Here is a 21,650-nt window from a genome sequence, read left to right as displayed (position 1 = left end):
ATGGTTCCCTACACCCTGACCCGGCTCGGCGTCGTCATGGCGCCCGAGACCGGCGACCCTCTCGAGGCCGAGGGCGTTCTCAATCCCGCGAGCGGCCGTACGCCGGACGGGCGCCTGTTTCTGCTGCCGCGAATGGTGGCCACGGGCAACGTGTCCCGGGTCGGACTGGCCGAAGTGGAGCTGAAGGACGGCGTACCCGTGGGAGTCGAACGCCGTGGGATCGTGCTCTCACCCGACGAGGGCTGGGAGCGCGGCCTCAACAACGCCGGCGTCGAGGACCCGCGGACGACGTGGGTGCCCAGCCTCGGCAAGCACCTCATGACGTACGTGGCCTTCGGTCCGCTCGGGCCGAAGCTCGCCCTGGCGGTGTCCGAGGATCTGGAGCACTGGACCCGGCTCGGGCCGGTGCAGTTCGCGTACCAGCCCGACCTCGACACCGACCTCAACCTGTTCCCCAACAAGGACGCCGTTTTCTTCCCCGAGCAGGTGCCCGACCCGGACGGGCGGCTCAGCTACGCGATGATCCACCGCCCGATGTGGGACCTGGGCTGGTTCCGGCCCGGCGAGGGCGTGCACCTGCCGGCCGGCATCACCGACGAGCGGGCCGGGATCTGGATCTCGTACGTGCCCGCCGACGAGGTCGCGGCGGACATCAACGCCCTGGTCCGGCCGCGCAACCACCGCTGCGTCGCCCTTCCCGAGTTCGGCTACGAGGCGTTGAAGATCGGGGCCGGGCCGCCGCCGCTGCGGGTGCCGGAGGGCTGGCTGCTGATCCACCACGGGGTCACCGGCTACATCCCGCCCGGCTTCGACCCGACCAACCAGAGAGTCACGTACGCCGCCGGGGCGATGCTGCTCGACCCGGCCGACCCGAGCCACGTCCTCGACCGCACGACCGAACCGATCTTCGTCCCCGAGACGGCCGACGAGCAGTCGGGAACCGTGCCCAACGTCGTCTTCCCCACCGCCATCGAGCAGGTCGACGGCGTCCACTACGTCTTCTACGGCATGGCGGACAGCAAGATCGGCGTCGCTCGCCTCGACCGTCTCCCGTCCTCCGCCGAAGGAGTCAGCCATGAAACGCCGTTCCGTGTTGCTGGGCAGCGGGTTAGCCCTGACAGCGCCCCTGCTGAGCTCGACACCTAGTTCGGCCTCGTCCACGCGCCTCACGAACACGGCGCACCTCGACTTCCTGCGCGATTCGGTGGCGCCGCCCGCGCAGGCGAGCCACACCACGTACCGGCCGGCCTCGCCCATCGGTGTGCTGTGGACCTATGCCGAGCCGAACGCGGACGGCGCCTATCGCCGGATCGGTGGCGGGCCGTACGACGCGGCCACCGACACCTACGGGCAGGGCGCCTTCAACTCGGACGACATCGCGCGCGCGGCGGTCGTCTACATCCGGCACTGGAAGCAGACCGGTTCCGCGTCCAGTCGCGCGGCGGCCTACGAGTTGCTGCGCGGCCTGACCTACTTCCAGACGTTGTCCTCGGGCTACTTCGTGCTGTGGATGCAACCGGACGGCACGTTCAACGCGAGCCCGGAGCCGGTCGAGCTGCCCGACCCGTCCGACAGCGGGCCGTCGTACTGGTTGGCCCGGGCGATCTGGGCGCTGGGGGAGGGGTACGCGGCCTTCCGTTCCGCCGACCGAGCGTTCGCGGCGTTCCTCGAGGAGCGGCTCGACCTGGCGATCGGGGCGCTGGACCTTTCCCGGTACGGCCAGTGGCAGATCATCGACGGCGAACGAGTCCCGGCCTGGCTGGTCGTCGACGGCGCCGACGCCAGCGCCGAGGCGGCGCTCGGCCTGGCCGCCTACGTGTCGGCCGGCGGCCCCTCGTCCGCTCGGCGCGTGTTGCGGCAGCTGTCCGAGGGCATCGCGGCGATGTCGGACGGCTCGTTCCGTCGGTGGCCGTTCGGCGCGGTGCTGCCGTGGGCGCTGTCCCGATCCGACTGGCACGCCTGGGCTTCACAGATGCCGGCCGCCCTGGCTCGTGCCGGCCAGGTGCTGGGGGACGACAGCTTCGTACGCCCCGCGGTCACCGATGCGGCCGTATTCACGCCATGGCTGCTCACCTCGGGTGGCCCCGACAACGGCCGCCTGCCCGCCCGGATCGACAGGAACCAGATCGCGTACGGGGTCGACTCGCGCATCCAGTCGCTGCTCGCGGTGGCGTCGTCGACCGGCCGTGCGGGCTTCCGGCAGGTGGCCGGCATCGTGGCCGCCTGGTACTTCGGAGCCAACGCCGCGGGCGTGCCCGCCTACGATCCGGCCACCGGGCGCACGGTCGACGGCATCGCGGCCGACGGCACGGTCAACCGCAACGCCGGCGCCGAATCGACCATCCACGGCCTGCTCAGCATGCTGGCCCTGGACGCCCACCCGGACGTGCTCGACCTGGCGCGCCAGGGCCGCATCGTCGCACGAGTCGGTTCGACCACTGTGGAGGCCGAATCGACGGTGCTGGCCGGCGGCGCTGCCGTGGTCACACCGCCGTCGCCCTGGACGGGGGAATCCCAGTACAGCGGCGACAAGTACGTCCGGATGCCGGCCGGGGCCACCGCCCGCTTCACGGTGCCGCCGGCCACCCAACCCCAACTGGTGCTGCCGGTGGTCAACCTGCAACCCGGCAGTGCGGCGGTCACCCGCTGGACGTCTTCGGGCCGGTCGCTGGGCAGCGTGCGACACGGGCAGATCGGCCCGCAGGGCAACTCACCGGCGCCCGGGGCGTTGCTGCCGATCACCCTGACCGGCGAGTTGCCGCCCGGCCGGACCGACCTGGTCGCGACCGCCACCGGCGGCGAAGCGGTGGTGGACGCAGTCATCCTCGAACCGCTGGTTTCGCGTTACGTCATCGGCGGCCGCGGCCACACGACGACGTTGCTGCGCAGCGCCGCCCGCACACCTCAGACGGTGCCCGTCGACGGCCCGGCGACCATCGAGACGTACGACGCCGCCGGGGTTCGCCGTTCCCGCGCCTCAGGTTCCCGCGCGTTGGTGCTGCCCGGCGGATTCACTGTGGTCCGGGCCTGACGGACGTGCCGGCAACGTCGAGCCAGCGGAGACAAGCGCTTCCGAAGGGCTCGGCGTTGCCGGCAACGTCGACAGCGAGGCGATCAGCCGTGCTCCGGGCCCGGTTCACCACATCGGCCGGGTAGTCGTAGGTCAGGGTGTTGGCCGCGAACTCGTCCTCGTCCAGCAGATCGACGTGCCCGGTGTCGCGATTGCGCAGCAGGTCGAGATCCAGGTCGACCAGGGTGACCGAGCCCGGACCGAGCCATTCCGCCGGGGTGGTGATGTCACAGTAGACGTCCCAGGTGTTGGGCTCGGCGAAGAAGATCGCCGTCCACCATCGGCTGACCGGCACGAGCCGCACAGTGACATGCTCGTTGACGAAACTCCGCCCCGGAATACCGGAGTGCACAGTCGTGCCGGCGGACGCGCCGAGCCACGTGCCGTACTCGTCCACTCCGAGCCGGCGCATCGTGGAACGCCGGTGCAACTGACCGCCGTACTTGGTGAAGACAACTTCGACGTCCACGGCGACACACTATTCGGCGAAGAGAGCGAGCGATGGCAACAGTTGGTGTCGAAGTGATCGTCGATCTGCCCGCGCCACGCGTCTGGGAGGCGATCGCTGACGTCGGGGCGGTGCACCGCCGACTCCTTCCCGGCCGGGTTGCCGAGGCCCGGATCGAGGGCGACGTCCGCATCCTGACCATGCCCGACGGCACCGAGGTGCGGGAACTGATCCTGGCCGTCGACCACGGTCTGCGCAGACTGGCCTACACGGTGACCAGCGGCCACCGGATGCCGTTGACGTACCACCACGCCTCGTTCCAGGTCTTCGACCACGGCGACCGGAGCCGGATCGTCTGGCTGACCGATGTGCTTCCGCACGCCCTGGCCGAGCCGGTCCGAGCACGTGTCGAACGCGGGATCCTGGAGATGAGGCAGGTGCTGGAAACCAGCGGTCCCGGCCTCACTTGAGCGGCTTCACCCACCGCGACCACTCGTCCTGCCGCCGATAGCCGTGCGCTGCCCAGGCTCCGTGCGCGCCGTCGTTCGCGTCGAGCACCATCGCGTCCACACGCGTCGCGCCCAGCCTCCGAAAGCGTTCCTCAGCCGCGGCGATGAGCCGCCCCCCGATGCCGGCGCGGCGACGATGGGGCGCGACCGCCAGCCGGTACAGATGACAACGCCAGCCGTCCCAGCCGGCGATGACGGTCCCGACGATCTCACCGTCGTCCACCGCGAGAATCAGCGCCTCCGGATCCCGCCGTACCAACGCCTCGACCGCCGCCCCCGTATCCACCGGCCGGTTGCCGTTCTCGGCCGCTTGCTGCCAGAACTCCAGAACCGCCACCAGTTCCGTAGCCTCGGCAACCCGCAAGGTCAGGTGTTCGTCACTCACTCGACGAGGGTAGAACGAGCGCACCCAAGCGACCCTCCGGTTGGCACGGGCGCGCCGGGCATGGAGAGTGGCTTCATGACGTGCATCGTCGGGATCACGGACGGGCGAACCGTCACCGTCGGCGGGGACTCGGCGGGAAGCGACGGGTGGCATGTCGCGGTGCGGTCGGATTCCAAGGTGTTTCAGGTGGGGCCCTACCTGATGGGCTTCACGACCAGTTATCGGATGGGCCAGCTGCTGCGCTACTCCCTGGACGTCGGCGAGCCCGACACCTGGGACGTCGACCGGTTCATGGCCACCACGTTCATCGACGCCGTCCGCGGCTGCCTCTCCACGGGCGGTTACGCCAGGACCGAGGACGGCCAGGAACAGGGCGGTCAGTTTCTCGTCGGCATTCATGGTCGCCTCTACGTTGTCGGCGACGACTATCAGATCGGGCACACGATCTCGGGTTATGCCGCGGTGGGGTCCGGCTACCTGGTCGCCCTGGGGTCGCTGCACTCCACGGCCAGGTCACCCGTCACCAGCCGCCAACGTGCGGTGATGGCACTGGAGGCCGCAGCCGAGCTGACCGAGGGTGTGCGGCCGCCCTTCACGGTGGTGCAGTCGGACTGAGGGCGTCAGACGAACGGATGCCGTTGGTCACGCTCGCGCCGGTGACGCCCGGATGTCCAAGGCGGTGTCCGGGCGGAGGAAGGTGCCGGTGAAAGTCGTCGAGTGTTCGGTCAGGGCGGCCGTCACGGACACCGGCGCTGCCTCGTCCACCCGGACTTCCAGGGGCACGCTGCGCAGCCAATCCATGCGGGCTCGCACGACGTGGGAGCCGCCGGGAACCTCGATGCGGGCCGTCGCACCACGCCTGAGTCGTGCCACCGTCTGCCCGTCAACCGTGAACGTCATGCGGCGAGCGACACCACCGATGTCCATGGCTCGACTCAATTCCAGCCAAGGCAAGACTCTCTCCTCGCAGCGGTCCGGGTGCCGGTCGACGGGCCTCGCCAGGCTGTACCCGATCCGCACTCAATCAAGACCCAGAACTCTGAGCGCGCGCCCAGGGACATCCGAGACTGCATGATGGCTGGTATGGCGGAATCGATGGGCGGCCTCATCGCTGCCCGTTACGCCCAGCGGTACGGCGATTCCCTGGCCGCCCTGGTGCTGTCGAGCCCCCTGGTCGGCCGCTGGGCGGGCGCGGCTCAGCTGCTGGCCCTCGACGAGATCCCGGACGTGCCGCTCGACATCACCACGCTGTCCCGCGACCCGTCGGTGGGCGAGCTGTACGCCGCCGACCCCCTCGTCTGGCACGGCCCGTTCAAACGCCCCACCCTGCAGGCGATCGAGCGCGGCCTCGACACCATCGCGAACGGCCCGTCGCTGGGCGCGTTGCCGCTGCTGTGGATCCATGGCGAGGCCGACCCGCTCGTCCCGATCGACGGCTCCCGCGCCGGCATCGAACACCTGCGCGGCCCGGACTACGTTGAGCGAACCTATCCCGAGGCCCGCCACGAACTGTTCAACGAGCTGAACTCGGACGCCGTGCTGGATGAGGTCGCGAGCTTCGTCCGCCGGTTTCGGCGGTCCAGTCCGTAGAGGCCGAAGCGCATAACGATGATGTCGTTGCCGCCGCGAAACCCGGAAGCTGATCGTCCGGAATGCGGACTACGGTGCTGCCCATGGAGATGCTTACCGGAAAGCAGATAACTGACGCCGAGCTGGCCGACTGGCGCAAGCTGGGCCAGGGCCTCCACGCGCGCTACACCGTCGGCGGCTTCGGAGCCGGCGCGCAGTTCGTCGCGGCGGTGGCCGAGGCGGGCGAGGCGGTCGGCCACGCCCCGCGGGTGACCATCGGCGACGGTCACGTCGACCTCAAGCTGATCAGCGACGACGCGGTCTACCGGGACGACAAAGGCAATGAGCACATCGTCGAGTGGGTGACCCAGCGCGACGTCGACCTGGCCCGCCGGATCACCGACATCGCGGCCGCTCAGGGCGCCGCCGCCGATCCGGCCTCGATCACGACGATCGAACTCGCGCTCGACACCGCGAAGGCGGCGACGGTCGCGCCGGTCTGGGCCGCGCTGCTGACCGGAACCACCGACGCCCACGGGCGCGGCACGATCGGCGACGACGTCCGCGACGCCACCGGCCGCGTGCCGATCCTGTGGTTCCAGGACACCGACGAGCACGAGACCCCGCGTCAGCGCTTCCACATCGACGTCTGGGTGGCGCCCGAGGTGGCCGACCAGCGCATAGCGGCCGCCGTAGCCGCCGGCGGCGTCATCGTCGACGACAGCGAGGCGCCCTCGTTCACGGTGATCGCCGATCAGGACGGCAACAAGGCGTGCGTCTGCACGACCCCGCCCGGCTGAGCCGGCTTCGGAACGGCGCGACCAGTCCGTTCGAGACGACCGGCCGGTGCTGGAAGCGTTCGCGTGTGCGCCTCAGCTGCCCTCACGGTGAAGGGCGATCAGCTCCTCGCGGTACGAGTGGTCGGCCGTTCCGCTTTCGTCGTTGACCAGCGCGCCGTTCGCCCACCACTGGCTCAGGCCGCGCCCCATTCGGCGGCCGGCCCTGGTGTGCACGCACAGCGCGTAGTCCGGAACGTTCACCACGAGCTCGCCCCGCTCGACCTTGGTGACCACCAGGTCGGCGTGCTCCGAGCTTGTCCTGTCCTTGCGGGCCAGGGCGAGGTAGCGGACGGCGTGCACGGCCATCATCGTGTCCCCGCCCGGGGTGGCGTCGAAATTCCGCCGCAGGCACTCGATGAGAAGCGGTGCCATGGGTTCGCCGAGCCCCACGTCTTCGACGGCGATCAGTGCGAGGCGCTGCCAGAGGTGGGTCGCCACCTCGGACGAGGTCGAGATCATCTCGTACGCGGCCAGGACCGCGTTGTCGACGTTCGAGCGGCGAATCTCCTTCTGCAGCACCGACACCAGCTGGTCGACCGGAATCCCGCGCGGCGAGACCACGTCGCTGTAGGGGATCTGTTCGTCGGTCATGGTCATCCCTTCCTGTCGCGTTCGAGGCGCGTCCGGAATCCGGAAGGGGCCGTACCTACGGTGATAGAAGCACATCGCGTCGACGGCGGCAACCGGAGCGGTAATTGGCTGGCGGGGGTGGTGGATCCGGGTCAGGATGCGGCTGCTTCACCAGGCACACCGAGGAGGCGCGATGACGGCGGACGTGCGAGTGGCAGCGGGGGCGGTCCGCGGGCGCTGGGAGTCGGATGTCGCGGTGTTCCGGGGGATTCCGTACGCCGCGCCGCCGGTCGGTGCTGGGCGGTTCGGCGCGCCGAGGCCGGTGGAAGGCTGGGACGGCGTCCGGCCGGCGCTGTCGTTCGGGCCGTCGGCGCCGCAGAGCGACGCGCTCGGCCAGGGCACGTCCGGTGGGGCCGGCGACGACTGGCTGACGGTCAACGTCTGGTCGCCCGCCCCCGATCCGGCGGCCAAGCTTCCCGTGCTGGTCTGGATTCACGGTGGCGGGTACATGGTCGGCGCGTCCAGCTGGCCCGAGTTCGACGGCGGCCGGCTCGCCCGCGAGGGCCGGATCGTGTTCGTCAGCTTCAACTATCGGCTCGGCGCCGAGGGCTTCGCCCACTTCGCGGGGGCACCCGACAACCGTGGTCTGCTCGACCAGGTCGCGGCCCTGGAATGGGTGCGCGACAACATCGCGGGCTTCGGCGGTGACCCGGGACGGGTGACTGTTTTCGGCGAATCCGCGGGCGGCGGTTCCGTGGCCGCGTTGCTGGCCATGCCTCGCGCGGCCGGTCTGTTCCGCCGCGCCGTCGCGCAGAGCGTGCCGGGCACGTTCTTCTCGCCCGAGCTGGCTGCCGACATCGGCGTCGCCTGCGCGGCCGAGCTCGGTTCGCGCCCGACCGTCGCCGACCTGGCCGACGCGGACCCGGAGATGCTCGTTGCCGCGGGCGACGCTGTTATGGCCGGTGCCGCCGGGAAGGCCGAGCGCTGGGGCCCGGCCGGGTACCGGTCGATTCTGTTCGCCCCCGTCATGGACGGCGACGTCCTTCCGGTCACTCCCTGGCAGGCCTTGGCCGAGGGGCACGCGCGGGACATCGCCCTCATCGCCGGCCACACCCGCGACGAGCAGCGGTTGTTTACCGCCATGTCGGGCCGGCTCGGTCAGATCACGGCCGACGAGGCGGCCACCGCCCTCGATCTGTTCGCGCCCGCGCCCGACGGCGCCCGGCGCTACCGCGACGCCTACCCGGCGGCCGGTCCCGAGCAGCTGTACGAGCTCGTGCAGTCCGACTGGCTCTTCCGCATGCCTTCCGTACGCCTGGCCGACGCGCACATCGCGGGCGGCGGGCGAGCCCACGTCTACGAGCTGACCTGGCCCGCCCCCGGCATGGGCGGCGTTCTCGGCGCCTGCCACGGCCTCGACGTGCCGCTCGTGTTCGGCAACCTGACCGGCAATCAGCCCGCCGCGCTGCTGGGCGAGGATCCCGGCGCCGAGGCCGTCGCGCTGTCGCAGCAGATGCGGGCGGCCTGGACCGCCTTCGCCACCCACGGCGACCCCGGTTGGCCCGGCTACGACGCCGCGGACCGCCCGACCCGGATCTTCGACGTTCCGGGCGCCGTCACCGCGTACCCGGAAAGCGCTTCGCACTTGATCTGGCAGGACGTCGCTCGGCAATGAGCAGTGGTCGCCTTCAGGGGCTTGCGGCGACGGCAAAATGGTGCTGATAATGCTAGCACCATGAGGTGGGCAGTTGATCATTCGTCGCGGGAGCTGCTGCAGCACCAGATCGCGGGCTGCGTCCGTCAGGGCGTGGCGTCGGGCGAGCTGGTGGTGGGGGAGCAGTTGCCGCCCGCAGCCGAGCTGGCCGAGGCCCTGTCGGTCGACCGCAACACGGTGCTGGCCGCCTATCGGCAGTTGCGCGACGAGAACCTGCTGGAGTTCCGCCGTGGCCGGGGCGCGCGGGTGGCCTCGGCCGTGACCGAGCCGGCACCGGTCACCGAGGCCGCGCAGAGCCTGGTCGCCCTGGCCCGGGAACACGGGCTCGGGCGCCGCGACCTGATTCGCCTCATCGAGAAGCTGACCTGACGCACGGCTCTCCCCGCAGCGCTCGACCACAGCACCGGAAGGACGAATCTCATGACGGCAGCCGCATTCCCCGGTCCGAGCCGGCACACCATCTACACCGGACAGGCCACGAACTGGCCGTTCGTCCTGATCGGCGCGGCCGTGGCGGTGCCCCTGCCGATCCTCGGAAACGGCTCGTACACCGTGCCCGTGCTGTTCATCGCCGTCGTCGTCCTGGTCAACGTGCTGACGGCGGCCAGCATCCGCACGGCAGCCGGCCCGAACGGCGTCTCCGTCCGCTTCGGCCTGCTCGGCTGGCCACGCCGGACGTACCGTCTCGACCGGATCGATCGGGCCGAGGTCATCGACCTCCCGCCGCTGCACGTGGCCTGGGGCTTCTGGTGGACCCCGAGCCGCACCTGCTACACAGTCCGCTCCGGCCCCACGCTGCGCCTGACCCTGAGCAGCGGGCGAACGGTCACCGTCACCGTGCCGGATCCCCACGCGGCCGTGGCCGCCCTTCGCGAGGCCGCCGCCTGACAGGTCGCCGGGCACCGGCCGGCGCCGTGGCAGCCTTCCTCCGGTAGGGGAGGAGTCGGGGCATGAAGGCGATCATCTACCGCGACAACGGTGGCCCCGAGGTTCTGCAGCTGCTCGACCGGGATGTGCCCGAGCCCGGAACGGAGAGGTCCGCGTCCGGATCGCGGTGTCCGGGGTCAACCCGACCGACTGGGGGCGATGCCGGTCGGCGAGGAGCGCGGGTTGCCGCTGGTCCGTTTCCCGCTCGACCGTACGGCCGACGCGCATCGGGCGGCCGAGCAGGGCACGGTCGGCAGGGTGCTGGTAGACGTCCCGGCCTGACGGGGGCTCGCCGGTCCGGCGGTCAAGGCAGCCGCTCGACTTTCTTGGAACGCCTGCTACCTGTCGGCCGGCACCCTCGTGGGTTAATGTATGACAATCATACAATCAGCGAGGGGGTCGACATGCAGCTGAGCGCGGTGGTCACCGGGGCAGCGCGGGGAATCGGACGCAGCGTGGTGGTTGAGCTGCGGGCGGCGGGCTATCGGGTGCTTGCCCTGGACATCGCGCCCGAGGTCAAGGACCTGGCCGACACGGACCAGGTGGTGCCCCTGGTGGCCGACGTGACCGCCGACGACACCCCCCGGGCGACGATCGACCGGGCGGTGGCCGAATTCGGGCAGCTCGACCTGCTGGTCAACAACGCCGCCCGGTTCCTGCGGCGGCCCGTCCTGGACACCTCGGACGAAGACTTCGACGGCCTGATCGCCACCAACGTGCGCCCGGCCTTTCGCTTCGCCCGGGCCGCGCTGCCCCGCCTCGCCGAGACCCGCGGCTGCATCGTCAACACCGCGTCCATCTCCGGCCTGATCGGCGTGCCCAACCAGGTCGCGTACGCGATGACCAAGGGCGCGATCGTGCAGCTGACCCGGCAGCTCGCCGTCGAATGGGCGGCCCGGGGCGTACGGGTCAACGCCGTCGCCCCCGGCGCGGTCGACACCGGCTTCATGGACGAGGCTCGCGCGGCCGACCCCGACCCGGCGGCCAGCCTCGCCGTCACCTTGAGCAACCACCCCATCGGCCGCATGTCGACGCCCGACGAGGTGGCCCGGGCGATCGTGTTCCTGGCCGCGCCCGAGTCGGCCGGCATCACCGGCACGATCCTCAGCGTGGACGGCGGTTACGTGGCCCGCTGAGCGGCTTCCATCTCTTCGAGCAGGATCGGCGCGGCGGCCGTCACCCCGTGGATGCCCAGCACCGACGCGATCTCCATGACCTCCAGGATCTCGCGCGGGGTGGCGCCGTAACCGATCGCGTTCTCGATGTGCAGCTTGAGCCCCTTGACGTACAGGTGGGTGGCCGCCGTGTCGAACGCGATGTAGACGAACTCCTTGACCTTCGGCTCGAGCGTGCCCGTCCGCCACGGCACCGAGGAGAACTCGGTGTAGGCCTCGAACATGTCCGGGTCGAGTTCCAGCATCTCGTCCCAGAAGGTGTGCCAGTAGCCCCGCGCCTTCGTGAAGTCGGCCTTGAGCTGTTCCTGCCGGTCGTCGAGCGGCGCCGGGCCGTTCCGCAATCCCTTCTCCGCCAGCACCTCGACCAGGATCGGCACGCCGATGTTCATGGCATGGATGCCCAGGGTCGCCGAGAGCTCCAGCACCTCCATGATTTCCTGCGGGGTGGCGCCGAGGGCCAGGGCGGCCTTGATGTGCTGGCGGACGCCCGGCAGGTACATGTGGGTGGCGTTCGCATCGATCGCAATGTAGATGAACTCCTTCACCTTCGGATCGAGCACGCCCGAGCGCCACGGCACGGCGGAGAAGTTGAGGTAGGCGCGCAGGAATTCGGGGTCGAGGCGGAGCACGCCTTCCCAGGTGTCGCTCCAGGCTCCGCGTACGCGAACGAACTCGTCCTTGATCTCCTGCTGTCGTGTGGTGAGCTCCATCGCGGGTCAGTCCTTTCGCAGCCAGTTGACGATCTCGGTGTGGTCGGCGCCGGCGTCCAGGGCTTCGGCGGCCCGCGCCCAGAGGCCGGCGGCGGCTTCCCCGAGCGGGTCGGGCGTGCCGACCTGCGCGGCCAGCCCGACGGCGATGCGCATGTCCTTGAGCATCAGCCGCAGGCCGAAGCCGGAGTCGTACGTCCCGGGCAGGATGAAGTTGGGCCACTTGTTCTCGGTCGAGCCGCTGCGGCCGCTGGAGCTGTTGAAGATCGACAACATCGTGGCCGGGTCCAGGCCGAATCTCTCGCCGGCCAGGATCGCCTCGCTGGTGACCAGCAGGTGGGTGGCCGACATCAGGTTGTTCAGCGCCTTGACGGCGTGACCGGCGCCGACCTCGCCGGCCCGGGTCGTCGTGCCCAGGCAGGCGAGGATCGGTTCGACCCGTTCCAGATCGGCGCGCGGGCCCCCGGTCATGATGGTGAGTTTTCCTGTACGGGCCCGGGCGACGCCGCCGGAGACGGGCGCATCGAGCAGTGTGACGCCCTGCTCCTCCAACGAGAGCGCGAGCGCGCGCGTGCGCAGCGGCTCCGACGAGCTCATGTCGATCACGGTGGTGCCCGCCGCGAACACGGCCTCGTGGACGGTCGACTCGACGATGTCGGAGTTGGGCAGCATCAGGATGACGACCTCGGCCCCCTTCACCGCCTCGGTCAGCGTCTCCGCAGCCGTGCCGCCGGCGGCAGTGAGCGCCTGCCGGGCCTCCGCGGCCACGTCATACCCCTGAACGGCATGGCCGGCCCGTACGAGGAGGGACGACATCGGCCCACCCATGTTGCCGAGCCCGATGAAGGCGATCGTCATACCACCTCCTCCGCCCAGTGCGTCGTGCCGAGCGAGATGGCGAGGTGGGTCATGGGTGAGTCGGCCGTCGCGCCGTGCCAGTGCCGCTCGCCGGCCGGGATCCAGACGACGTCGCCGGCCCGGATCTCCGACGGCTGCTCGCCGTCGGGGCAGATCAGCCCGCGTCCGGAGACGATCTGCAGCACCTGACCGCCCTCGTGGCTGTGCCAGAACGTGCGGGCGCCGGGCGCGAAACTGACGTTGGCGATCGTCGTGCCGTCGGTCACGGGGAGCACCGGCTCGAACCAGACCTGCCCGGTCACGGTGATGCGTTGCTCGGCCGGTCCACGGTCCGACTGTCGGACAATCCTCATACGTCCCCCCGGGAAGTGGAGCTCTCGTGCAACCGGACGCCGCCGGACAGGTCGCCGAGGGCGTCGACGACCGTGTTGCTGATCTCGTCGGCGTAGCCGAGAGCGCGGGCCAGGCCGAAACTGGCCAGGGGACCGGCCGAGTTCGGGCTGACCACGCCCAATCGCGCCGCCAGTTCGACGTAGAGGTTCACGTCCTTGAGCATCAGCGTGTTGGTGAGCCCGCCCTTGAGGTAGTCGCCCTGGATGATCTTCGGGAAGCGGTTGAGGGTGGCGAAGTTGACGCCGGAGCTCGCGTTCAGCACCGCGAGGACGGTCGCCAGGTCCAGGTCGGCCTTGCGGGCGGCCACCATCACCTCGGCCGTGGCCGCAAGAGCGGTCGCGTTGAGAAAGTTGTTGAGCAGCTTCACCGTGTGCCCCGCCCCGCTCGGGCCGCACAGGAAGATGTTGGCGGAGAACAGATCCAGGACGGGACGCGCCCGCTCGAGCACGTCGGCCTCGCCGCCCACCATGAGCGTCAGCGCCCCCTTCTCGGCCGCGGCGGCTCCACCTGAGATGCCCGCGTCGAGATAGGCCGCGTCGCGCGAGGCGAGCAGCCCGTGGATCCGGGTGGTCGAATCGGGCGCCGCGGTGGAGAGGTCGACCACGATCAGGCCGGGACGGGCATGCGCGAGCACACCGCCATCGGAGAGGACCACGGCCTCTACCACCTTGCTGTCCGGCAGCGAGAGCAGCACGATGTCGCTGCCGTCGACCACCGCGCCGATCGAGGCCGCCGGTTTGGCCCCGGCAGCGGTCACGTTCTCTTCCCGTACGTCGTAACCCAGCACGTCCTGGCCGGCGCGCACGACGCAGGCGGCCATCCGCCCGCCCATGTTGCCCAGGCCCACGAAGCCGATCCGCATCAGCATTCCTCTCCGATGGTGGCGGCCAGCCCGGCCAGCGTGCCGGTGCCGGCCGGGGTGAAGCGGGCGAGCGTGTCCGGGTCGTGCCCGGCGACGAGATGATCCGGTCGCATGGCTCGCAGACGCTCGAACCCGTCGTACATGTCGATGAGGTTCGCGACCTGGGTGAACGGCATGTTCCGCTCGTACTCCTCGTAGTAGTGCACCGCGTCCGACGCGAGCAGCACGACGCCGTCCGTGGTGTCCACGCTGACCACGCTCTGGCCCGGTGTGTGGCCGCCGATCCGCAGCACGCGGATGCCGGGCGCGAGCTCGACCGAGTTCTCGAAGGTCCGCAGCCGTCCCTCGCGCGAAGCCCGGCGCAGGTGGTCGATCTCGTCGTCCTCGACCGAGTGGTGCACGAGGGTGCGTGTCGCGTAGGGACCGGTCCAGAACTCGTACTCGGCCTCGGCGATGTGCAGCGGAGAGTCCGGGAACAGACCGAGGTTGCCGATATGGTCGTAATGCGCGTGGGTGACCACGACCGGCGGTCCGGCGGTCCGGTCGACACCCAGGCTGTCGAACGCGGCCACCGGCTCGATCAGCGTGGTGCGCTTCCGATTCGCACCACCCGTGGCCGAGAAGCCGGTATCCACCACGATCGTGCGGTCGGCGTTGCGGACGACCCAGAAGAAGTAGTCCATGCCGATCGGGCCGTCCGGCTCGCCGTACAGGTGGTAGTTGAGGTAGACGTCGCTGCGGACGGTCTCCCGGGTGCCGTACTTGACGACGGTCACCTGATACAGCGCGGTCATGGCAGAAGCAGTCGCCCGGCGTTCGTGCCGACGAGCTGCCGGATGTCGTCCTCGCCGACGCCCGCGTCGAGCAGCCCGCGCACGGCCCGGCGGAACAGCGTCACCGGCAGCGGGTTGTTCTTCTGCCCCGAGTCCGACGACAGCACCGTCCGCTCGACGCCGACCTCCTTGATGAAGGTCAGCAGCTCGTTGAGGTCACGCCGGCGTTCCTCGCGGCCGAAGTACATGACCACGCAGTGCTCGATGGTGACGCCCTTGCGGGCCCACGCCACGGCCTGGTCGACCGAGGCGCCCACCACGAAGATGGGGTGGTTGACCACGATGCGGCTGATGCCGGCCTCGAGCGCGGCGTCGATCAGCGCCGACGACTCGGATACCCCGAGGTGCCCGCAGGTGAGCACGGCGTCCTCGGCCGCGATGACCGACAGGATGTCGCGCACCTCGGGCAGCACGGCGCCCTTCTCGTCGAGGATCGTGATGATCTCGTTGGGCCGCAGCTCCACCTCGGACGTCGGAAATCCGGTGTCGTGGTGCTCGTGGTGCCTCACGTGGGCGTTGGACGAGAGGGTCGGGAACCACACCATGCGGCCGCCCATCCGCAGGGCGAGCTCGACCGCGTACGGGTTGAGGCCGCCCACCGTGCGGTTGAGCGCGACGCCGCCGTAGACCTGGGTCGACAGCTCGGCCAGTCCGGCCGCGCGCAGCGCGAGGATGTCGGTGACCATGCTGTGGTGGTGCGACTTGGCCACGATGGCGCGGAAGCCCGCGTCCGAGGCGTCGCGGGCCGCGTCCAGAATGCTCATCCGCCGGGGGAAGGGGCTGGGACCGGGGTGCTGGTGCAGATCCACCGCGCCGACGAGGAGGCTGTCGGCCTGCTCGTCGGGCTGCCGGTTGTCGGATTCGGTGGTGAAGCCGTAGTCGACGTTCATAGTGTTCCTCACTCGCTCACCAGGACCTGGTCTTCGGGCCGCCAGTGGGCGATCACCCGTGTGCCGGGATCGAACGACGCCGGTGTGCCCACGGGCAGCACCGCGCAGCCGACGGAGTCGTCACCGAAGGCCAGCTCGATCCGGAAGTACGTGCCGTAGAAGGAGACGTCGGTGACCGCGGCCGGAGCGACGTTGCTCCCGGCGGGCACCGACGTCTCGTCGGAGGCGATCCGCATGCGCTCGGGCCGCACGATCAGCGATTGCTGCTCGCTGCCGTCGCCCGGTTCGGGGACCGTCCATTTGCGGTCGTGCCACTCGTACACGTCGGCCGACCGGTAACGCCCGCCGAAGACGTTGGACTCGCCCAGGAACCGCGCCACGAACCGGGTTGTCGGACGGTGATACAACTCGCCCGGCGTGCCGACGGCGACGATCCGGCCCTGGTCGAAGATGGCGATCCGGTCCGACAGCGTCATCGCCTCGTCCTGGTCGTGCGTGACGAAGACGAACGTCAGGCCCAATTCCTGGTGCAGGCGCTTGATCTCACGCTGCAACGACTGGCGCAGCTTGCGGTCGAGCGCGCTCAGCGGCTCGTCGAGCAGCAGCAGATTGGGCGAGAAGACGACCGCGCGGGCCAGCGCGACCCGCTGCTGCTGGCCGCCGGAGAGCTCGTGCGGGCGGCGCTCGCCCATGCCGCCCAGGTCGACCAGCTCGAGCGCCTCGCCGACCAGCTTCGCCATCTCGGCCGCCGGCACCTTGCGCTCGCGCAACGGGAAGGCGACGTTCTGGGCCACCGTCAGATGCGGGAAGAGCGCGTAGTTCTGGAACACCATGCCGAAGTTGCGCTTGTGAGCCGGCGTACGGGAAATGTCTTTGCCGTTGAGTTCGATGCGGCCCGATGTCGGCTCGGTGAAGCCCACGACCATGTTGAGCGTCGTCGTCTTGCCCGAGCCGCTCGGCCCCAGCAGCGTGAGGAACTCGCCGGGCTGGATGTCGAGGTCGATGTGGTCGACGGCGGGCGGGCCCGAGCCGTACTGCTTGCTCAGGTCGACCAGCTGGACCCGAGCCCCGCGGGCGGCGTTCTGGATACTCATCGGGTCCCCTTCTTCGAGCGACGAGCCCCGGCGAGCTGCGCCAGCAGGATCGGAACACTGACCAGCACGACCATCAGGCTGGAGGCCGCCGAGATGGTCGGGTCGATCTGGACGGTGATGCTGTTGAACATCTGGACGGGCAACGTGATCGCGCCCGGCGCCTGCAGGAACAGGGCGATGACGACCTCGTCGAGCGACGACACGAAGGCCAGCACAGCGCCGGAGAGGATGCCGGGCAGCACGAGCGGCAACGTCACGCGCCGGAACGCCGAGACCGGGCTCGCGCCGAGGCTCGCCGCCACGGCCGGCAGCCGGACGTCCATGCCCTGCAGCCGCGCGGTCACCGCGATCACCACGAACGGCAACGCCATCGCGGTGTGGGCCAGGATGATGCCGATCAGCGTGCCGTTCAGCCCGAGCCGCAGGAAGGCGGAGAACACCACCAGCGCGACCAGGATGTGCGGGACGATCATCGGGGACAGCAGGAACCCGTTGACCGCGCCGCGCCAGCGGGGGCGCAGCCGCGCCAGGCCGAACGCGGCCATCGTGCCGAGCACGGTCGCGATGACGGCGACGTAGATGCCGACCTGGACGGTGTTGAGGATCGCGGCGGTCCACTCGGGCGAGGTGAACAGGTTCTCGTACCAGCGCAGCGACCACTCGTCGGGCGGGAACTGGAAGGTGGTGGCGGCCGAGAAGCTCATCGGGAAGATGACCAGGGTCGGCGCGACGAGGATGACCGCGACGATCGTCGTGTGGATGCGCAACCACGGGCGTACGGAGGAACCCTGCCCACCGGTCGTGCCGGCGCGCGTGGGCTGGCCGCCGGCCGCCGCCACAGCCACGTTCTGCCCGGCCAGCCGCCGGCTCAGGCCGAGCACGAGCAGGGTGACGACAAGCAGGAAGATGCCCATCGCGCCGGCCCCGCCGAAGTCGAGCAGCTCCTTGGCCCGGACGTTGATGACCTGGGCGATCATGGCGCTGCGGGTCGAGCCGAGCAGTGCCGGGGTGACGTAGAAACCCAGCGACAGCACGAAGACCAGCGACATGCCGGCCACCACGCCGGGCGTCGACAGGGGCAGATAGATGCGGCGGAACGCCCGTGCCCGCGGTGCGCCCAGGCTCTGACCGGCCGCGACCAACCGGCCGTCGATCTGCGACATCGAGCTGTAGAGCGGCAGCACCAGGAACGGCAGCAGCACCTGGGTCATCGAGATGCCGACGGCCAGGGGAGTGCCGAGCAGGCGGACGTCGCCCAGCCCGAACGGGGTGAGGATCTTCTGGACCAGGCCGCCGTCCTGCAGCAGCACGAGCCAGGCGAAGTTGCGGGCCAGCATGCTCGTCCAGAACGGCACGAGCACGATGGTGACGAGCACCGCGCGCATCGTCGGGCCGACCAGGGTCATCGCGTACGCGTAGGGATAGGCCATCAGCACCCCGGCCACCGACACGATCAGCGCGATCAGCAGCGTCCGCCCGAGCACCTTGACCGTGTAGCCGTCGGTGAACAGCGAGGCGTAGTTGCCCAGCCCGGTCTCCGGCTCGGTGAAGCTGTCCACCACCAGGCTCGCCAGCGGCACCACGAACAGCACCACCAGAGCCAGCAGAGCCGGCGCCAGAGAGAGCCACCCCGAGGACCTCCGCACCCGGCCCGCCGGGGCCGCCCCGGGACGCCCGGTCGGGGGCGCCTCCGGAGCGACGGTCGAGACTGCCATGATCAACCGACCTTCCAGCTGGTCCAGCGCTTGACCAGAGCGTCGGTGTTCTCGATCCACCACTGCTTGTCCTGCTCGAGTGTGCGGCCGCGGTCGGGGAGGAAGGCGTTGTACTTCTTCTGCTCCTCGGTGTAGCCGACCGAGTTGAGGTCGATCTCGGGCCGCGAGGGAGCGGTCCCGGTCAGCTTCGCGTACGCGATGGACTGCGCGGGCTCGGTGACGAAGGCCAGCATCTCCTGCGCGAGGTCCTTGTGGGGCGCGCCCTTCGGGATGACCAGGGCGCCGATGTCGGTGGTGTTGAAGTCCCACACCGGTACGAGGTTGGCGCCGCTCTGGGCCGAGACGATCGTCCGCGCGGTGACCGTGAGGACCATGCTGGCCTGCTTGTCGACCATCATCTGCTGGATCGCGCCGTAGCTGGGTGCGAAGACGAGCGAGTCCTTGATCGTGTCGATCTTCTTGAAGGCCCGGTCGAGGTCGAGCGGGTAGACCTTGTCCGGCGCCACACCGTCGGCGACGAGCGCGGCCTCGAACAGGCCCGCCTTCGGGTAGTCGTAGACGACGCGCTTGCCCGGGAACTTCTTGGTGTCGAAGAAGTCGCCGATCTTCGTCGGCTTCTCGTTCGGGTAGAGATCGGCGTTGTAGCTGAAGATGTTCGCGTACCGGTAGGTCGGCACGAAGCAGTCGCCGGTCGTGCCCGGCGGGAACTTGCTGCGGTCGAGCGCCGGATTGTCCAGCTTCTCGAACAGCTCGCCGCAGTAGGCGCCGGCGTAGATCCAGCTCATGTTGGCCAGGTCCCAGATGGTCTTGCCGGACGCCACCATCGTGCGGATCTGGGCCTGCTCGGCCGGGCTGATGTTGGTGAACTTGGTGCCGGTCTTGGTGGTGAACGGCACCTGGAGGGCGTTCTTCTCGTCCTCCTGGAACTGGCCGCCGGTGCTGGCCCAGACCAGCGCCTTCTCGTCGGCGCCACCGCCACCGGAGTCGCCGCCCACCCCGCAGGCCGAGATCAGGAGGGCGGTCGCGGCTATTGTCGTCAGAAATTTATATGTTTGCATATTTATCGCCTCTTCTCGGATCGGGAACTATCGCCGGTTCCCGCGCGCGGTGAAATCGGAGGGGCCGACCGGGTGTCAGTCCGCGTCGAGCGGACTGACCATCCGCCGGCTGATCGTCTCGGCGCCCGACAGCAGGGCCCGTGCGACCTCGCTGTCGGTTCCTTCGGGTACGAACTGGGCGATGTCGACGGCGGCCAGGGTCGCCACGACCTGGCCGTTCTGGTCGCGTACGGCGGTCGCCACGGCGCTGATGCCGTTCTGCGGGCTGCCGCGGAACGCGACGCCGGTGCGACGGACCTCGTCGAGCTGCGCCTCGGTGGCGTTGACCGGCGGGGCGCCCTCGCGGAAGCGGTAGTAGGACTCGTCGCGGAAGGCCCAGAAGACCATCGTCTGCGCCGCGTCCGGGCCGAGCTGGCTGCCGACCGCTATCGAGACATGCGCCGTACGGCTGGTGTCCTCGCGCACCTGGGCCACCACCGGGGCGGTGCCGTTCCAGACGCTGAGCACGATCGTGAGGCGCACCCGGTCGCAGATGTCCTCCATCACCGGGCCGGCGAGGTCGAGGACCCCCAGCCGGGACAGGGCCATGGTGCCGAGCTCGGCCAGCAGGACGCCGAACTCGTACTGATTGCGGTCCCGGCGCTGGAGGAGGCCATGGTTCTCCATCGAGGCCAGGTAGCGGTGGGCGGTGGACTTGCCGACGCCGAGTTCCTCGGCCGCCGACACCAGGTCGATGGTGTCGTGGCCGGCGAGAAGCCGGAGCAACTGGACGACCCGCGCGACCACCTGGAGGTCGCCGCTGGCGATCTCCAGTCCGTCGGCCGCGGCCCGCGGGCCCCGAGAGGTGCTGGTCATGCGTCCCTCCCCTACCGTCCCGCATTGCGGGGCGGCCATCCAGATATCCGGTACCGAGGAATGTAGGTGATCCATCCCGCGACATGTCAAGGTCCGGACGAGATTTCCTGCTCATCAACCGCAAGTTAATTCGGTGAGTGACAGCATTGTACGATTGACATACAATCCGTGACCAGGGTGAACAGGCGATCCGGAGGTAGGAACATGCGGGGACTCACGGGCAAGGTAGCCATCGTGACCGGCGCCGCGGGCGGAATCGGGGCAGCTACGGCCCGTCGGCTCGCCGAGGAGGGCGCCCATGTCGTCGCGGTAGATCTCGACGAGGAGCGGCTCCGCAAGATCGCCGAGTCTTTGCCGACCGAGGGCCACTGGGTGCGGGCTGACGTCTCCGCCGAGGACGAGGTGGCCGCTTACGTCCGAACCGCCGTGGAACGGTTCGGCCGGGTCGACCTGCACCACCTCAACGCCGGCATCCCCGGGTCGTTCGCCGCGCTGCCCGAGCTGTCGGTGAACGAGTTCGACCGGGTCATGGCGGTCAACGTCCGCGGCGTCTTCCTCGGCGTGCGGGCCGCCTTCCGCCAGTACGCGGCCCAGGGCTCGCCGGGCAATGTCGTGATCACCGGCTCGATCGGCAGCCTGCGCGGCAGCGCCGACCTGCTGGCCTACCAGACCTCCAAGCATGCCGTGCTGGGCATTCTCAAGGGCGCGGCCATGTATGGGGGGCCGCTCGGCGTACGGGTCAACGCCGTGGCCCCCGGCATCGTGCCCACCGACCTGTTCGCCGCGACGCCCGACGTGGCCGGCGGCAAGGACGACATGTCCCGCCGGGCGAGCAGCACACCGCTGCGCCGCGCCGGCACGGGCGAGGACGTCGCCGGGGTCGTCGCCTTCCTGCTCAGTGACGACGCCGCCTACATGACCGGAGAGGTCGTCTCGGTCGACGGCGGCGCCGCCATCGTGAGCACCGTGCGCCCGTCCGGCGGCGCCGGCGCCTGGGATTTCGCCGCCTACGACGATTCTTTGTACGGCCGCTATACGAACTGACGGCTGTGTGCAGCCGCGCCACGAGCGTTGCGTGCAGCCGCGCCACGAGCGTTGCGTGCAGCCGCGCCACGAGCGTTGCGTGCAGCCGCGCCACGAGCGTTGTGGACGGCTGCGTCACGAGCGTTGTGTGCGGTC

General features: G+C 69.9%; 26 protein-coding genes. 12 read left to right on the top strand and 14 right to left on the bottom strand.

Going from position 1 to position 21,650, the window contains the following annotated elements:
• Positions 1–1,146, top strand: a complete 1,146-nt coding sequence (locus KXC43_RS06625; protein WP_221375046.1) for a glycoside hydrolase family 130 protein — start codon at positions 1–3, stop codon at positions 1,144–1,146.
• Complete coding sequence (locus KXC43_RS06620) at positions 1,076–3,031, top strand: hypothetical protein (RefSeq protein WP_221375045.1); 1,956 nt, start codon at positions 1,076–1,078, stop codon at positions 3,029–3,031. Before KXC43_RS06625 ends, KXC43_RS06620 begins: the two co-directional genes overlap by 71 nt.
• Here KXC43_RS06620 and KXC43_RS06615 read toward each other — a convergent pair.
• Positions 3,012–3,539 carry a DUF402 domain-containing protein gene (locus KXC43_RS06615; protein WP_221375044.1) on the bottom strand — a complete coding sequence of 176 codons (528 nt, stop codon included), beginning with the start codon at positions 3,537–3,539 and terminating at the stop codon, positions 3,012–3,014. The genes KXC43_RS06620 and KXC43_RS06615 overlap by 20 nt on opposite strands.
• Before the next feature lie 32 nt (positions 3,540–3,571).
• Between KXC43_RS06615 and KXC43_RS06610 the strand changes: the two genes are divergently transcribed.
• Positions 3,572–3,988 carry an SRPBCC family protein gene (locus KXC43_RS06610; protein WP_221375043.1) on the top strand — a complete coding sequence of 139 codons (417 nt, stop codon included), beginning with the start codon at positions 3,572–3,574 and terminating at the stop codon, positions 3,986–3,988.
• On the opposite strand, the gene KXC43_RS06605 is transcribed toward KXC43_RS06610, so the two are convergent.
• Positions 3,981–4,412, bottom strand: coding sequence for a GNAT family N-acetyltransferase (locus tag KXC43_RS06605; protein ID WP_308128984.1), 432 nt, complete (start codon positions 4,410–4,412; stop codon positions 3,981–3,983). The two genes, KXC43_RS06610 and KXC43_RS06605, sit on opposite strands and share 8 nt — an antisense overlap.
• Positions 4,413–4,487: 75 nt before the next feature.
• On the opposite strand from KXC43_RS06605, the gene KXC43_RS06600 reads away from it, so the two are divergent.
• Entirely contained in the window at positions 4,488–5,027 is a 540-nt protein-coding gene (locus KXC43_RS06600) for a hypothetical protein (protein WP_221375041.1), read from the top strand.
• 27 nt (positions 5,028–5,054) lie between these two features.
• On the opposite strand, the gene KXC43_RS06595 is transcribed toward KXC43_RS06600, so the two are convergent.
• Entirely contained in the window at positions 5,055–5,312 is a 258-nt protein-coding gene (locus tag KXC43_RS06595; protein ID WP_221375040.1) for a hypothetical protein, read from the bottom strand.
• Between KXC43_RS06595 and KXC43_RS06590 the strand changes: the two genes are divergently transcribed.
• On the top strand, positions 5,229–6,002 hold the full coding sequence (locus KXC43_RS06590; RefSeq protein WP_308128999.1) for a serine aminopeptidase domain-containing protein: 774 nt from the start codon (positions 5,229–5,231) through the stop codon (positions 6,000–6,002). The genes KXC43_RS06595 and KXC43_RS06590 overlap by 84 nt on opposite strands.
• 83 nt (positions 6,003–6,085) lie before the next feature.
• Positions 6,086–6,781 carry a 4a-hydroxytetrahydrobiopterin dehydratase family protein gene (locus KXC43_RS06585; protein ID WP_221375038.1) on the top strand — a complete coding sequence of 232 codons (696 nt, stop codon included), beginning with the start codon at positions 6,086–6,088 and terminating at the stop codon, positions 6,779–6,781.
• 72 nt (positions 6,782–6,853) lie between these two features.
• Here KXC43_RS06585 and KXC43_RS06580 read toward each other — a convergent pair whose 3' ends face one another.
• Positions 6,854–7,411: an AAA family ATPase gene (locus KXC43_RS06580; protein WP_221375037.1), complete on the bottom strand. Its 558-nt coding sequence runs from the start codon at positions 7,409–7,411 to the stop codon at positions 6,854–6,856.
• 172 nt (positions 7,412–7,583) lie between these two features.
• On the opposite strand from KXC43_RS06580, the gene KXC43_RS06575 reads away from it, so the two are divergent.
• The 5 genes from KXC43_RS06575 (at position 7,584) to KXC43_RS06560 (ending at position 11,167) form a co-directional block, all read left to right on the top strand.
• The gene (locus KXC43_RS06575; protein ID WP_221375036.1) at positions 7,584–9,065 is read left to right on the top strand and encodes a carboxylesterase/lipase family protein; all 1,482 of its coding nucleotides are present in this window, start codon (positions 7,584–7,586) and stop codon (positions 9,063–9,065) included.
• Between the two features lie 60 nt (positions 9,066–9,125).
• Positions 9,126–9,473 (top strand): GntR family transcriptional regulator, encoded by a 348-nt coding sequence (locus KXC43_RS06570; RefSeq protein WP_221375035.1) that lies wholly within the window; start codon positions 9,126–9,128, stop codon positions 9,471–9,473.
• Positions 9,474–9,524: 51 nt separating this feature from the next.
• Positions 9,525–9,992 (top strand): hypothetical protein, encoded by a 468-nt coding sequence (locus tag KXC43_RS06565; protein WP_221375034.1) that lies wholly within the window; start codon positions 9,525–9,527, stop codon positions 9,990–9,992.
• A gap of 198 nt (positions 9,993–10,190) precedes the next feature.
• Entirely contained in the window at positions 10,191–10,313 is a 123-nt protein-coding gene (locus tag KXC43_RS50570; protein ID WP_255643623.1) for a hypothetical protein, read from the top strand.
• Between the two features lie 122 nt (positions 10,314–10,435).
• Positions 10,436–11,167: an SDR family NAD(P)-dependent oxidoreductase gene (locus tag KXC43_RS06560; RefSeq protein WP_221375033.1), complete on the top strand. Its 732-nt coding sequence runs from the start codon at positions 10,436–10,438 to the stop codon at positions 11,165–11,167.
• On the opposite strand, the gene KXC43_RS06555 is transcribed toward KXC43_RS06560, so the two are convergent.
• The 10 genes from KXC43_RS06555 to KXC43_RS06510 form a co-directional block, all read right to left on the bottom strand.
• On the bottom strand, positions 11,152–11,916 hold the full coding sequence (locus KXC43_RS06555; protein ID WP_221375032.1) for a carboxymuconolactone decarboxylase family protein: 765 nt from the start codon (positions 11,914–11,916) through the stop codon (positions 11,152–11,154). The two genes, KXC43_RS06560 and KXC43_RS06555, sit on opposite strands and share 16 nt — an antisense overlap.
• Positions 11,917–11,922: 6 nt before the next feature.
• The gene (locus KXC43_RS06550) at positions 11,923–12,771 is read right to left on the bottom strand and encodes an NAD(P)-dependent oxidoreductase (RefSeq protein ID WP_221375031.1); all 849 of its coding nucleotides are present in this window, start codon (positions 12,769–12,771) and stop codon (positions 11,923–11,925) included.
• A complete protein-coding gene (locus KXC43_RS06545) occupies positions 12,768–13,124 on the bottom strand; it encodes a cupin domain-containing protein (RefSeq protein WP_221375030.1) in 357 nt (118 codons plus the stop codon). The genes KXC43_RS06550 and KXC43_RS06545 overlap by 4 nt, the downstream gene beginning before the upstream one ends.
• Positions 13,121–14,026 carry an NAD(P)-dependent oxidoreductase gene (locus KXC43_RS06540; RefSeq protein WP_221375029.1) on the bottom strand — a complete coding sequence of 302 codons (906 nt, stop codon included), beginning with the start codon at positions 14,024–14,026 and terminating at the stop codon, positions 13,121–13,123. The genes KXC43_RS06545 and KXC43_RS06540 overlap by 4 nt, the downstream gene beginning before the upstream one ends.
• Positions 14,026–14,820, bottom strand: coding sequence for an N-acyl homoserine lactonase family protein (locus KXC43_RS06535; protein WP_221375028.1), 795 nt, complete (start codon positions 14,818–14,820; stop codon positions 14,026–14,028). The genes KXC43_RS06540 and KXC43_RS06535 overlap by 1 nt, the downstream gene beginning before the upstream one ends.
• A complete protein-coding gene (locus KXC43_RS06530; RefSeq protein WP_221375027.1) occupies positions 14,817–15,749 on the bottom strand; it encodes a DUF6282 family protein in 933 nt (310 codons plus the stop codon). Before KXC43_RS06530 ends, KXC43_RS06535 begins: the two co-directional genes overlap by 4 nt.
• Before the next feature lie 8 nt (positions 15,750–15,757).
• Entirely contained in the window at positions 15,758–16,843 is a 1,086-nt protein-coding gene (locus tag KXC43_RS06525) for an ABC transporter ATP-binding protein (protein ID WP_221375026.1), read from the bottom strand.
• On the bottom strand, positions 16,840–18,558 hold the full coding sequence (locus tag KXC43_RS06520) for an ABC transporter permease subunit (protein ID WP_221375025.1): 1,719 nt from the start codon (positions 18,556–18,558) through the stop codon (positions 16,840–16,842). Before KXC43_RS06520 ends, KXC43_RS06525 begins: the two co-directional genes overlap by 4 nt.
• A gap of 2 nt (positions 18,559–18,560) precedes the next feature.
• Entirely contained in the window at positions 18,561–19,616 is a 1,056-nt protein-coding gene (locus KXC43_RS06515; RefSeq protein ID WP_221375024.1) for an extracellular solute-binding protein, read from the bottom strand.
• 75 nt (positions 19,617–19,691) lie between these two features.
• On the bottom strand, positions 19,692–20,471 hold the full coding sequence (locus KXC43_RS06510) for an IclR family transcriptional regulator (RefSeq protein WP_221375023.1): 780 nt from the start codon (positions 20,469–20,471) through the stop codon (positions 19,692–19,694).
• Positions 20,472–20,675: 204 nt separating this feature from the next.
• On the opposite strand from KXC43_RS06510, the gene KXC43_RS06505 reads away from it, so the two are divergent.
• A complete protein-coding gene (locus KXC43_RS06505) occupies positions 20,676–21,515 on the top strand; it encodes an SDR family NAD(P)-dependent oxidoreductase (RefSeq protein ID WP_221375022.1) in 840 nt (279 codons plus the stop codon).
• The last annotated feature ends 135 nt before the right edge of the window (positions 21,516–21,650 follow it).

The organism is Paractinoplanes polyasparticus (genome assembly GCF_019710575.1).
In the GTDB taxonomy this organism is placed as follows: Bacteria; Actinomycetota; Actinomycetes; order Mycobacteriales; family Micromonosporaceae; genus Actinoplanes; species Actinoplanes polyasparticus.
Note: the sequence above shows the minus strand (reverse complement) of the source record. Positions and strands in the feature narration are given on the sequence as shown.